This window comes from Daejeonella rubra (genome assembly GCF_900103545.1).
GTDB classification, from domain to species: Bacteria; Bacteroidota; Bacteroidia; order Sphingobacteriales; family Sphingobacteriaceae; genus Daejeonella; species Daejeonella rubra.
On record NZ_FNHH01000045.1, the window covers coordinates 1 to 13,413 of the forward strand.

The window sequence follows — 13,413 nt, forward strand, 5'->3', positions numbered from 1 at the left end:
ACAAGTTAGTTCATAGGATATTTGCTGTTGTAAGAAATGGGGCTCCTTATCAACAAAATTATAAAAACCACTTGTTTATGTCATAGAAATCACCGACCAGTTAATTCATGGTGAAATTTGAACTTAGCTTTAAAAGGGTCTCTCACATGCTAATGGAAAGGTTTCAGGAATAACTGTGTATTACTCGCCTCTTTATGTTTAAGAATCAATGTCTTTGTTCTTTGATCCTTGTTCTTTGATCTAATTCAATTCTTCTTCACAAACACCAACTCCACCCTACGATTAGCCTGGCGGCCATCATCTGTTTCATTGTCGGCAACTGGCTGAGTATATGATTTACTGACAGCAGGTATCCGCATTTTCTCTCCTATCAAATCGCTAACTGCATCAATAACAGCCTTGTTTCTTCGGGCAGAAAGATCATAATTATACTCCAGGCTACCTTTAATATCGGTATGGCCGGAGATATTCAGTGAATAATATTGTCTTTGTTTTTTGAACTTTTCAATGGCCTCCCGAAGTTTGATCATTTCCGACTCTTTGATATCTGATCTATCAAAGTCAAAGAGGATCACAATATTTGGCATATCCATCAAAACAGGTTTTATGGCCACCTTTACCTGTGCAGCTGCAGTTGTCGGCGGGCTTGCTGACACTGCTTTAGGGGAAGATACAGGTGCTGGTTCAGCCACCTTCTGAACGGAGACTGGTGCTTTGCTTGTCTGAGCAAGCTCCTGGGTTTGCAAAGCAGGCTTTGACAATTCCTTTTTATAGGCATCAGGCAAGATATCTTCCAGCTTTTTCCCTTGCAGGATCAGGTTAGGATCAATCACCTTACTCAGATCAGGGTAATCAGTAAAATTAGGTTGCTGAACATCTTTTTTAGAAGTCAGACTTCGGTCCTCAATAAAGACACCTGAATCATAGATATTATCAGCAACATCCGCAAGAATGATCTTCAGGCGATATTTTTTATAGGGTATAACATAGGCCTGGGCAACAAGTTTATTGGTGATCCCATCATAGCGAAGGTTACGATACAGATTCGGGTCTAATGTTTTCATCAGCTCAGGATCTGGCTGAACAACCACCTGATCACCTGCTATCGGTCCGGAAACCGTAAAAATAGACCCTATTCCACGCAACACCCTACCAGGCAGAGTTCCTTTATAGGTTGATTTTAATGGCTCCTGCCTTTTGATCGTAACCTGCTTGTACAGGTTATTATCTATAAAATGTTCTGAATTGGTCTTGAAATTAACGGTATTAATACTAACCGGAACCTGAGTTCCGGGAATTAAAGCAATATTTCTGGAAGTACTTTCATCAGAAACTATGAAAGCAAAAACATCATTATAAGGAGAGTCTACATATTCGGGATATTCATCCGAACCAAACTGATAATTGAATTGTATACTGTTATCCAGGGGGACAAAATCAAATTCAATACTACAGATATCATATAATTTACCCTTTATTATAGAAGCCAGATCCTGATCAGACTCAGGGTTCATCACATCTCCAAAAGTTGAACTTTGGTTATGAGAATTATTATACCCTGCCACATTATAGGAATTTCCGGATGATAGAATAAGTCCTTTTTGCAATTTCAAGACATTACCAGTACTTGTATAGGATAAGGTAGAGAGCGGATAACCCTTGACCTTGATATTGCCAACTACTACGCCCTGTCCAGTGAAATTCTTTTTTACCCATTCATCTACTTTAATTGAAGACAATCTGATCTGAGCATGACTAATTTCAACAAATAGCAAAAATGAAAGGAGGAGATATAGATATTTCTTCATCGTCAATTGATATTTGGCAGGAGAAAAGTTCGGTTCAATCGAACAACTGCACTAATATACAATTTACGATTATTTTTGCAGTCTCGTTTCTTCAAAAGCAAATGGAAGCAAACTTTTTATTCCGCTTGTACGAATAATCGCTCCATTGAGGCAATAAAACATTACGTTGATTGGATAAGATTGCTTTTTCTCATATTCTGCCATAACCTGGAGGCAAGCACCACATGAGGTAACCGGTTCTTTTATTAGAAAATGATCAGTTTGAGCTGTAATAGCCATACTGATTATTTTATCATCAGGGTAGGTTGTACCTATCATAAAAAGAGCTACACGCTCTGCACAGAGCCCTGAGGGGTAGGCCACATTTTCCTGATTACTCCCATAAACGATCCTGCCGCTTTCTAGCTGCACAGCTACTCCTACTCTGAAACCGGAATACGGCGAATGCGAATTGCTCATCGCTTTTTTGGCCTCAAGACAAAGGATCTGATCCTGGCTATTTAATTCCTCCAGCGAAGTATATTCATCAAAGGAAATGGAGATGGTTCTTTTTTGCATAATTCACTAAGTCAACAATTCGGCCACAACTTCCTGAGGCTCCTCTTCGCCAATGAAATCCACCTCCACCCGAAGGTTTTTGATAATGTGCTGCTGCCTGTCGGGCGTATTTTTACCCATATAATATTCCAGCAGGTTTTTGATACCTTGTTCTTTAGATAAAATTACCGGATCCAGGCGAATATCGTTACCGATAAACAGCTCAAATTCTATAGGAGAGATCTCTCCAAGTCCTTTAAAGCGTGTTATTTCAGGTTTATTTCCTAATTTTCTGATGGCTCTCTGCCTTTCCTCATCGCTATAGCAATAAATGGTCTCCTTCTTATTTCGTACCCTGAAAAGCGGGGTCTGAAGAATTGAAACATGGCCTGCCTTTACAAGATCCGGAAAAAACTGAAGAAAAAATGTCATTAGTAATAAGCGGATATGCATTCCGTCCACGTCCGCATCGGTAGCGATCACAATATTATTATAGCGAAGATTTTCAAGCCCGTCTTCTATGTTCAGAGCATGCTGCAACAGGTTAAACTCCTCATTTTCATACACTACTTTCTTGGTCAGTCCATAGCAGTTTAGAGGCTTTCCCTTCAGACTGAATACAGCCTGAGTCATTACATCACGCGATTTGGTTATGGAACCACTTGCCGAGTCTCCCTCCGTGATAAACAAGGTTGTATCCTGCTTTCGCTCATGATTATCCTCAAAATGTATCTTACAGTCTCTTAATTTTTTATTGTGCAGAGATGCTTTTTTTGCACGTTCATTGGCCAGCTTTTTAATTCCGGCAATATCCTTACGCTCTCGCTCCGACTGTAGTATCCGCTTTAAAAGTGAGTCGGCATCTGCGGGGTGTTTATGCAAATAATCATCCAGAGCCTTCTTAATAAAGTCATTAATGAATGTACGTACCGAAGGACCATCGGGAGCAATATTCTGCGAACCCAGCTTGGTTTTGGTTTGCGATTCAAATACCGGTTCCTGTACCCTGATCGATATTGCAGCCACGATCGAAGCCCTTACATCCGAAGCATCGAACTCCTTTTTATAAAATTCACGAATGGTTTTAACTACTGCCTCCCTGAAGGCCGCCTGATGTGTTCCCCCCTGTGTAGTATGCTGTCCGTTTACAAAAGAATAATATTCCTCACCGTATTGCTGACCATGGGTCAAGGCAACCTCAATATCATCACCAATCAGGTGGATGATCGGGTAACGAAGGGTTTCAGTATCTGTATTACGAGTAAGAAGATCATAAAGTCCCCTTTCCGAGAAAAATTTAGTGCCGTTAAAATTGATCGTTAATCCGGAATTAAGGAAAACATAATTCCAGATCATGCTTTCTACGAATTCGGGGATATAGCGGTAATTCCTGAAAATACTTTCATCAGCATAGAAAACTATCGATGTTCCATTGCGCTGGGTAGTTTCAATTTCAGGCATATCATTAACCAATACCCCCTGCTCAAATTCAGCCTTTTTTGAACGCCCGTCACGGTATGACTGCACCATGAAATGAGATGACAAAGCGTTTACAGCCTTGGTTCCTACCCCATTCAAGCCTACAGACTTCTGGAATGCTTTTGAATCATACTTTCCGCCTGTATTGATCTTGGAAACGCAATCAATAACTTTTCCCAAGGGAATTCCGCGGCCATAATCACGGATCGAAACCTTTTTATCGCTTACAGTGATTTCGATAGTCTTACCCGAGCCCATCACGAACTCATCTATCGAGTTATCCAGTATTTCCTTTAGTAAAACATAGATACCATCGTCATAGGCCGATCCATCACCAAGCTTCCCGATATACATCCCGGGACGTAATCGAATATGCTCTTTCCAGTCGAGAGAACGAATACTATCATCACTATATTCTATTTCAGCCATCCTTGTATCTTTTATTTCAATTGAAGCAATTACAAATTTAAAATTTAGATCTGCATACCGTCTGCATAGATTTCAACATTTAAACACCTGCGCAAACAAAAAGAGCCCTGATGAAAATCAGGACTCTTAAAAATTTTGTATCAATTTACTTAAACTTTTCTAAGTCTGATGATGCGCAGATGATGCATTAGCTTAATAATAGGGTAAGAAGGATCAAATTCATACCACTTTAATGCAAAATTTACATTGTTCGGTTTTTTATGATGGTTATTCTGGAATAATTCCCCTAACATCAGAAAGTCTAATGGTAATGTATTCTTGCTATGGTCATGATTATCATAATTAGAATAACCATATTTATGTCCGCACCAGTTAACTACTGCACCATGTATTGGTCCCATTAAAAAATGGATCGGAAGCAATAAGAACATCCACCAGTATTCAGCAAACTGAATGTAAAATGCGATATAAAACACGATAAATAATGAACGGGTGATCCATAGATCGCCTATGCGATCGATCAATGGCCAGGTTGGATAATTATCACGAAAAGCTGGTTCCGGTTCAATTTTAAACCTGACATAATCCAGGTAAATATTTTTAGTTTGGACCATCATCCCAATCACGTCCTTAAAGAAATGCGGGGAATGAGGATCTTTCTCTGTATCGCTGTAAGCATGATGCATACGATGCATGATCGCGTATGCACGAGGATTTAAGAAGGAAGATCCTTGTGCAAGAAATGTTGACATGTAGAAAAACTTCTCCCAGAAAGGGCTCATTTTGAACATTTTATGAGAAGAATAGCGGTGAAGGAAAAATGTTTGAAAAAACAGGGACAAAAACCAATGACAAAGGAAGAAAATTAAAATAACCATAAATAGATAAGGCTTTGGTTTTAAAGCATGCAAAAATAAACAATTATAATTGTTTTAAAATAAGAGGAATGTCATGTTATGCTGATTCAAGGCACTAACGACCGAAATCATCCTGCAATCTGACAATGTCTGACTCATCTGAAGGATTTGATGCATCTGTATGCTGCCAGATCTCGGCAACCAGGCCCCATTCATTCAATCCCACTAACCTGTGGCGCTCGCCCTGTTTTAGTACAATGCGTTCTCCTGGATTATAGGTTGTTAGTTCTGTCTCTTCATCTGTTAGACTTTTTACTACCCCAACTGTTCCTTTAATAACCTGCCAGATCTCGGCTCTGCGGTGATGATATTGCCAGGAAAGACGCTTATGAGGTGCAACGATCAAAAATTTGGGACTAAGTTTTCCTGAGATCTTTAAAGTCCCGACTTCTATACCGTTAAAATAAGTATTTGCGAATTGTTGTGCCTGATCTTCATCGATCACAAAAAATCCACCCCAGGGACGGGTTAAATCTTGCTGCACAATGCTAAAACCTTTTTTTTGTAAGCTTTCCTTTGCTTCAAGGAAAATCCCTTCTTCTTTTTGTGTTGAATCCATTTCATGCAATGATAAAAGTAATGCATGAAAAATGCAATTTGAAAAAGGAGCTAAATACTAAAAGAATGAAAGATCACTGATTCATCCCAACCGAAATCTTCCAGAATCCTTCTTCCCTGATCAATAGTTCCAGGATCTGATTTGAAATAGTGATACGAACCTTTAGTGGGAAAACAACCTGATGAAGCTGAATGGTTTCCCCTCTTCCCGACTTTGATACTTCCTGCATTTTGTTATAATTTCCAACTGTAGCCAGGACATCCGTAATATCTGCTCCCAACATTTCAGGACCCTGAACACGCAAAGTTCCCCCGCTTGCATTTAAAGCCTCGATCTGAACCGTATTCTCTTTACCTCTCGAATCCTTTATTACACTAAGTCTGGTCATGTGCTGACCCCTTTCGAGAATAGTGTATGGTCTTTCAGGTTTAGATTTGGATTGTGCATTTGCAGAAATTGCAGAGAATACAATAAGTATTACGATAATAAGCTTGAAATTTTTCATTGTTTAAGAAATCTGTTAAAAGGTTAATAAACTTTATCTCTAAATAAATTTATTGAGTAAGACCTACAGCAATTTTCCAGAATCCGGCTTCTTTGATCTCCACGTCAAGGATCTGATTAGAGATAGTCATTCGAAGCCTAACCGGGAATATAACGTCCATCAATTGTATAGACTCCCCTCTTCCTGATTTTGAGATCTGACGGGTCAGGTTATAATTACCAACGGTTGCCAAAACCTGCGAAATCTCTGCCCCCGGCAATATTTCGCCCCTGATCAGGGCTGAACCTCCGCTTACATTGAGAGCATCGATCTGCACAATATTTTCTGTGCCTCTTAATTCCTTCCTCACGTCGATCTTGGTCATATACGGTCCCCTTTCATAGATCGTGAACTGCTTTTCCGGCTTTTCAGGTTTTACTTTTTTCTGGGCCTGGACTGAAAGAGATAAACCTACGATCATTACAATAGCAAGGAATTTGAAAATTTTCACAGCTTTTGGATTTAGTTAAATAAATATATCAATAAAAAGGCGCAATAAATGCTTTTTTGAAGAGCCCTTTGTAATGAATCTAACGTTCATCAAAACATGCTTTTATATTCGTCCACATCCCCAAATTATTGACTGCCTTCATTTCCAAAAGATTGTCCTTTACTGGATCAAAAGCAGCAAAGCGCTCATCCGGAGAAAGTTCCCGATTAACCCAAATATTTGCGGTATCCTGACTGAGCAAACAAGGCATCCTGTCATGCACATCCTTCATATCTCTGTTCGCCGGCCTGGTAATAATGTTACAGCGATTGATCAACTCTACTGTATTTTTGTCTATCCAGGTATCCCATAAACCCGCCATCAAAGTAAATCACATTCCTTTGATACTTATGCTTTTTCTTTCCTTTTCCATCCAGCTTTTTCCATTCATAACAGATTTATTGCTCTCCAAAATCGGAAGATAAATACCTGATTAAATCATAAAAAAAAGCTGACCATCGTCATATACACACCTATTGGCAATCATTGATTGAACATCTAACCCTCGATAGCTTTGAGCAAACAATGTAAAAGTTCTGCCATGATAAAGACGATTCCATTTAATGAACATGTTGCTGAATATGAAGAGTGGTTTGAAAAATATCCATTCGTTTTTAAAAGCGAAGTAGAGGCCATCCGTGAATTATTACCCACAGAAGATAATATCTATGGAATTGAAGTAGGATTAGGCACCGGACGATTCTCTATTGAGCTGGGAATAAGGGAAGGTACAGAGCCTTCAAGAAATATGCGTTCTCTCGCATTGGAAAGAGGCCTGGAGGTAATGCCCGGAGAAGCTGAACATTTACCATTTAAAGACATGCATTATGATTTTGTCCTCATGGTTTTCTGCATCAGTTATTTTAATGACCTGTCGGCTGCATTTACTGAAGCAAACCGGGTTTTAAAGAATGGAGGTGCATTGATCGTTGGTTTTATTGATAAAGAAAGTATCATAGGAAAAGCCTATGAACGCCGCAAACCATTCAGTGTCTTTTATAAACAAGCTAATTTTTATAGCCCGGATAGAATAATTGATGAACTGAAGAAAAATGGATTCAAAGAGCTGCAATTTTCCCAAACTCTATTCCATCCATTGGATGAGATCAAAGAGCTTGAACCTGCGAAACCGGGATATGGAGAAGGCTCTTTTGTACTGATTAAAGCAATAAAATAAGAATATATGCAAAAAGTAATGGTAAAAGATGCTTTGGAGATCATTCACCAAAGGAAAAGTGTTCGCAGCTATACCGGTGAACCTGTAAACCGTGAAGACATCGAAGTGATACTTAAGGCTGCAATGGCAGCTCCGGTGGCAATTCATATGATGCCATGGAAATTTATAGTGGTGCAGGATAAAGAAAAATTAAAGTCTCTGTCGGATGGTTTACCTTTTGCCAAAATGTTACCAAAAGCCGGAACAGGCATTGTTGTTTGTGCTGCACCCCATGAGGCAGCCTTGGGTAAGGAAGAATTTGCAATCCTGGATTGCGCCTGCGCCAGTGAAAATATTCTTCTCTCTGCCGAAGCGCTTGGCTTGGGAGCAGTTTGGACTGCAGTTTATCCCAGTAAAGAGCTAATGAACTTTGTCAGAAAGGAGTTAAATATTCCACAGAATATTATTCCTGTAAATATCATTCCAATTGGCCACCCTGAGGGTGATGAACACTCTGAAGATAAATACGATCCAAATAATATTCATTGGGGGAAATGGTAATTCCAGCAGATTATTTTAAAAATATTACAAGGCAATGAATACCATTTTTCGCCTTTTATAATAACATAGAAACATAATATGGCAACTTCTATTGCAGAACATTATTCAGACGAACTGGATAATTGGGTTCAATCTCTAAACCTTTATACTATTGAGATGGATCTCCTTGAATCGAAATTATATGAGATCGTCAGACGAAATTGCATTGTAGGAATTGCAGAAAAAGTAAATACCTATCAGGTCAGGCTGAGCAACTTATCAGAAAAATTCGATTCCCTGCTTGAGACAATCGAACAGCAGGAAGAAGAACTCAAAATTGATGATAAACTTGTAGAAGATTCTCTCATTAATTATGAAACAGAAAAACAACAATCAGAATTAAGAACGAAGATGCAGGAAATAGAGAAAAAATATATTGATGTAAAGTATGACTGCAATAATTTTTTAACCGAAAGTCTAAAAAGTAATTAATCAATTGTTTAGTTAACGTAAATAGCATTTAGATCAAAAGAGGAACTATTTATTCATAGCTATACTCTACCCATCACTATTCTCAAATGGCAGATCTCCCTTTGGACTATCCAAAATTATCAGGCATTTACCAGGCTCAGGTCCTTTACTAATGCATCTTTAGCTGCCATTTTAACGGAGCCAATACCACCGCGCAAAGAAGACTCACTTTCGTACATTTCACTGGTTCCAATAATTTGTCCGTTTGCAGCTTTAAGGACAAAATAAAATTTACCATTCGATGCGATTTTAAAATCAAATTTTGAATCGTCCTGTGAATTAAGTCTCACCGACTCAATTCCATTTTCGCAAGATGTTTTAGAAGAATAACCCTGACTGCTTAAAACTATCTGACCGTTTCCCGATTTTAAATTAAACTGAAAATCGCCATTTTCCCTTTTATTGATTACAAATACTCCCATTTTTTTGTTTTTAAGTTTATGAAATACTTTTGATAATTAACTCCTGATACTTTAATAGCCGGGATTGGTAAATACTTGAAACAACAGGGTAAATGAGGATCTACCCTGTTGAAGGAAAGGCGTTTTACTTCCCTAAGACACTACCAACTTTTTCTTTGATGCTACCCACCACATTGGCAGCAGAGCCAGCATTGAGAAAAGTTTCCACTTGCGAACCGACACCGGAAGGCATTTTGTCTTTTAGAAAAGAAACCACAGTATTCACTGCTGATCGGGCTTGCACTTCTGTGATTCCGGCTTTTTCTGACACCATTTTAATTAAATTCTCCATCCTGACCTCCATTTTTATTATGAAATAACAAAACACATTAAGTTTCGATCTTTATTCAGTTTGATCCAATACGACCCAGGTTATTCCGATCATTATTCGGAAAAATAGAATAGAATCGCCCGGGACGAGTAAGCTTACCAAATGAAAGCCGAATACAATGTTACGTTTGTTATTGTCTTTTGTAAATGACGGAAGTCAGGGAGAGATATGATAGTTGTTAGAACTTCATTCTTTTAGAATGCTATGGTTTTTCGGGACAAAAGCAGACAGCAATCAGCCAATAGAAGGTAAGGAATCCCGCTATTAATTTGGCTCCAGACCTCAATTATAGAGTCTGTTTAGCTGATTAAAACAAGAATTTAATCCTAATTCCACCAATAAGTAAACTTCAAAACAAGGGCACGATTTCGTACAGCAAATGGAGAAGGGTAATAGTTATCCGTAAAAACAAGAAAAAGATCACTGGCTGGTTTATATCGCCATTGAAAACGGGTATTCAAATTGATATTCTTTTGCTGGTTATTATACTGCACAAAAGTTGTGAGAAAGAGTTTATTACTGAAAGTAAAATCAGTCCTGGGTCCTACAAGCCAGAAATTTGTCACACCCCAGGGCTGAGGCAATACAATATGATTATAACTGGTGCTCATGGCAATATTGACATAAGGCTGAAAGCGATAACCCAGATCACCGGCCAGGTTCAACCGGTTTCCATCAGCAAAATAACCACCATACTGCCCGGAAAAGCTGTAAGTGTACATTTTTTGAGGTTTCGACACATAATTGAACCCTCCGGCTTTCCATACATGCACTGTTCCGGTACCTAAACTTCCTTTTCCAGTATTAACGGGATCAAAAGGTCTTTGCAGCCGGATATAATTGTCTGAAGCCCAAAGCTCCAGGGTACTCTGGCTGCGCTGTGTGAACTTATAACCCAGCATTGTTTCATTATCAGTCCGCCTGAAAGATCTGTTAAAAAAATAGGTCGAACTGAAAACAGGTCCATGATTTAATATTTTACCACCCTTCGGGAAAAATAAATAATTAAGCTTTGGATTGATCTTGAAATAATCTGTACGTGGAACATAACCCACTTCTGCCGTATAATTCTCACCTACAGACTCATGCTGCCAGCTCAGTATCCATTTTTTTGTAGTGTATTGCAAGTTCGCTGCATGAACAAGATCATCACTATTTTTCTGGGGACTAAACGACTTAAGGAACATTGATTTTCCTACCCAGCGATTATTAGAGGAGGCGAGGTTATACTCAAGTCCGATATTACGATTATATAAATTATACACGGGTTTACCGGGATTATCCAGTGGGGAATAATTGATCGACTGCTTGTTAACGAACATAAAACGAATGTTCGATCTTGAAAAAACCCGACGCTGCAAGGCCAAAACAGCAAAATTCTGGGCCGGCAGACCAGTTTCTTCCATACTTTTTGTCTGCATATCCATTGCTCCGATTCGCCAGTTCTTGTCAAGGCTTCCGCTCAGTCTGGCACCAAACTCAATGGGCACTCCCAGTCCGATCCTTCTTGAAAAGAATGGCCTGATCGTTGAATAGCCAAAATTGGCAAAGAGGTCGGCATTTTCAAGAAAGAACTGCCTTCGTTCAGGGAAAAATAATTCAAAACGATCGAGGTTTGTCACCTGCCTATCTACTTCTATCTGTGAAAAATCAGGGTTTATGGTCAGATCCAGGTTCAGCGAGGAAGTGATCCCGATCTTAGCATCAGCACCGATCTCTTTCTTAAATTTCGTGCTTGTATTATTCTGGTAATCTTTGGTTAATCCGCCAAGAACATATGGAATAACTGACACATTGGTTCCCGCATCAGGTGGTGGATTATCCCAGATAAGATTCCCTGTATAAGCCAGCGATGCTACATTGAACTGTCTTGGAATTTTGGCCCAGGCTGATTTTTCCGGGACTTTAATATCAAGCCGGCTGAAGTTTATACCCCATGTCTTAATACCTTTTTTAAAACGTATTGATTTAAAAGGAATTGCCGCTTCAAACACCCACCGGTCGTCATAATGTTTGACTTCCGAGTACCATTTATTGTCCCAGCTGAGATCGTAACCATTACTATTGAAAATGAGTCCGTCCCATTGCGCACCTGCCGCATTTACACCAAAAGTAAATCCATTGGTCTGATCATCAAAGGGATCAAGGATCAGCAGGAAATTGTCATTTTTGGTATAAGCAAAATCTCGTCTTAATGATTCAACTGCATAGGTTCTGGCATTCGGCTGATAACAGATGGCTGAGATGTACAAATTATCCTTGTCGTAACTCATGCGCACTTCTGTCAATACCTTAGCGAAACTGGTATCCATCGGGCCGACCATGAAAAAGTCCCTGGCAGGTTCTGCATCCTTCCAGGCAGCTTCTTCCAGCAGGCCATCAATGGTGACCGCTGAATTGGTTTCTGAAATGCGAAGCTTATAAGCATTATTGATCTTCTGTGCAAAAACCGAAAAACCAAACAGCAGGAAAACGAACAGGAATAGATATTTCAAAATAAGGCAATGATCATCGTGTGAACACCTTTTCACACAAAACTAAATTAGAAAAAAAACTATGACAATACTGATATCAAAAATGGGATTTGGATTTGTATTTCAGGCAATGATCAATGTATGATCTCTGTTACATGGGTTCGGATGTTCTCCCCTATTTTATCGATGGGCAGGTCGTCAGGATCAAGCCCAAATGGATCTTCAATAGACTCCGCGATCAGCTCCAGGGAAGCCATCACATAAAAAATAAAGGGTACAGCAGCGATGACAAAATAGCCCATGGAAAAAACAAAACCAACTGGAAGTGTAAGAACATAAATGAAGATAAACTTCTTGATAAATGAACTGTATGATAAAGGAATAGGTGTGTTCTTGATACGCTCGCAAGCACCGCAAACATCTGTAAATGAGTTCAATTCATTATTGATTACGATCAGCTGATCACCGCTGATAGTTCCTTCCTGATACAGGCTATTACTACGTGAGACGATCATGGAAGCTACCTGATTGGGACCATGTTTTTGTGCGTCAAGTGTTTCAAATTCAGGATGTTCGATTGAGTCGAGCATGAACTGTGTTTTATTTGAGCGGAGATGAGCAAATAAAGTATCAGCAAAAAGTGGAATCGATTTTTTATAAAAACTGCGGTTCACCTGATCCTCCCGACTAAGAAAAGCGTTCATCTTGATGGCTAAAGTGCGGCTTGAGTTGGTAAGTGTACCCCATTGTTTCCGGGCTTCCCACCAGCGGTCGTAGGCTGTATTGGTGCGGAACACCAGCAGGATGGACATCACAAAGCCAAGCAGGTTGTGTACAATGGTAATATTCTTAACCCAGGCAACATCTGAGAGCTTGATATATTCCAGTTCCAGATAGGCAATACCTCCGGAATATGCTGCCAGTGCCAGCATAAGCGGAAATAATTTACGCGCTGTATCTGAGCGATGCAGGTAAAAGGTAGAGTAGAACCAATCTTTAGGATTATAAACGATCATAACGCAAAATAAGGAAATGTATGGGAATTGAGGAAATTGTTGTGTTAGTAGATATTCCGACGAAAGTACGCCAGTGTTCCGCGACAAAGTACCCCATTTATTCCGGAGCAAAGTACGCCAGGCAGACCGGCCTGTAACATC

The 13,413-nt window shown here is 39.4% G+C and carries 15 protein-coding genes; 3 read left to right on the plus strand and 12 right to left on the minus strand.

Annotated features, from left to right (window positions below; translation table 11 throughout):
* Positions 1–245: 245 nt before the first annotated feature.
* The 8 genes from BLR27_RS17755 to BLR27_RS17790 form a co-directional block, all read right to left on the minus strand.
* A complete protein-coding gene (locus BLR27_RS17755) occupies positions 246–1,808 on the minus strand; it encodes an OmpA family protein (RefSeq protein WP_090707152.1) in 1,563 nt (520 codons plus the stop codon).
* Positions 1,809–1,877: 69 nt separating this feature from the next.
* Positions 1,878–2,366, minus strand: a complete 489-nt coding sequence (locus tag BLR27_RS17760; protein WP_090707154.1) for a cytidine deaminase — start codon at positions 2,364–2,366, stop codon at positions 1,878–1,880.
* A 6-nt stretch (positions 2,367–2,372) separates the two neighbouring features.
* Positions 2,373–4,253: a DNA topoisomerase IV subunit B gene (locus tag BLR27_RS17765; RefSeq protein ID WP_090707155.1), complete on the minus strand. Its 1,881-nt coding sequence runs from the start codon at positions 4,251–4,253 to the stop codon at positions 2,373–2,375.
* 149 nt (positions 4,254–4,402) lie between these two features.
* Entirely contained in the window at positions 4,403–5,131 is a 729-nt protein-coding gene (locus BLR27_RS17770; RefSeq protein WP_090707157.1) for an acyl-CoA desaturase, read from the minus strand.
* 94 nt (positions 5,132–5,225) lie between these two features.
* Positions 5,226–5,729, minus strand: a complete 504-nt coding sequence (locus BLR27_RS17775; RefSeq protein ID WP_090707158.1) for a cupin domain-containing protein — start codon at positions 5,727–5,729, stop codon at positions 5,226–5,228.
* Between the two features lie 73 nt (positions 5,730–5,802).
* The gene (locus BLR27_RS17780) at positions 5,803–6,234 is read right to left on the minus strand and encodes a hypothetical protein (RefSeq protein ID WP_090707160.1); all 432 of its coding nucleotides are present in this window, start codon (positions 6,232–6,234) and stop codon (positions 5,803–5,805) included.
* Positions 6,235–6,283: 49 nt separating this feature from the next.
* Positions 6,284–6,724 (minus strand): hypothetical protein, encoded by a 441-nt coding sequence (locus BLR27_RS17785; protein WP_143007783.1) that lies wholly within the window; start codon positions 6,722–6,724, stop codon positions 6,284–6,286.
* 79 nt (positions 6,725–6,803) lie between these two features.
* On the minus strand, positions 6,804–7,085 hold the full coding sequence (locus BLR27_RS17790; protein ID WP_090707163.1) for an SOS response-associated peptidase family protein: 282 nt from the start codon (positions 7,083–7,085) through the stop codon (positions 6,804–6,806).
* Positions 7,086–7,304: 219 nt separating this feature from the next.
* Here BLR27_RS17790 and BLR27_RS17795 point away from each other — a divergent pair, with 219 nt between their 5' ends.
* The 3 genes from BLR27_RS17795 to BLR27_RS17805 all read left to right on the plus strand — a co-directional run bounded on the left by BLR27_RS17795 (position 7,305) and on the right by BLR27_RS17805 (position 8,951).
* Complete coding sequence (locus BLR27_RS17795) at positions 7,305–7,940, plus strand: class I SAM-dependent methyltransferase (protein ID WP_090707165.1); 636 nt, start codon at positions 7,305–7,307, stop codon at positions 7,938–7,940.
* 6 nt (positions 7,941–7,946) lie between these two features.
* Positions 7,947–8,480 (plus strand): nitroreductase family protein, encoded by a 534-nt coding sequence (locus BLR27_RS17800; RefSeq protein WP_090707167.1) that lies wholly within the window; start codon positions 7,947–7,949, stop codon positions 8,478–8,480.
* 78 nt (positions 8,481–8,558) lie between these two features.
* Positions 8,559–8,951: a hypothetical protein gene (locus BLR27_RS17805; RefSeq protein ID WP_090707169.1), complete on the plus strand. Its 393-nt coding sequence runs from the start codon at positions 8,559–8,561 to the stop codon at positions 8,949–8,951.
* A 119-nt stretch (positions 8,952–9,070) separates the two neighbouring features.
* Here BLR27_RS17805 and BLR27_RS17810 read toward each other — a convergent pair whose 3' ends face one another.
* The 4 genes from BLR27_RS17810 to BLR27_RS17825 form a co-directional block, all read right to left on the minus strand.
* The gene (locus BLR27_RS17810) at positions 9,071–9,412 is read right to left on the minus strand and encodes a YegP family protein (RefSeq protein ID WP_090707170.1); all 342 of its coding nucleotides are present in this window, start codon (positions 9,410–9,412) and stop codon (positions 9,071–9,073) included.
* A gap of 124 nt (positions 9,413–9,536) precedes the next feature.
* Positions 9,537–9,743, minus strand: a complete 207-nt coding sequence (locus BLR27_RS17815) for a hypothetical protein (RefSeq protein WP_143007784.1) — start codon at positions 9,741–9,743, stop codon at positions 9,537–9,539.
* 365 nt (positions 9,744–10,108) lie between these two features.
* Positions 10,109–12,313, minus strand: a complete 2,205-nt coding sequence (locus BLR27_RS17820; protein ID WP_221406375.1) for a carbohydrate binding family 9 domain-containing protein — start codon at positions 12,311–12,313, stop codon at positions 10,109–10,111.
* A gap of 77 nt (positions 12,314–12,390) precedes the next feature.
* The coding region (locus BLR27_RS17825) for a bestrophin family protein (RefSeq protein ID WP_245704549.1) at positions 12,391–13,413 on the minus strand (1,023 nt) is incomplete at its 5' end.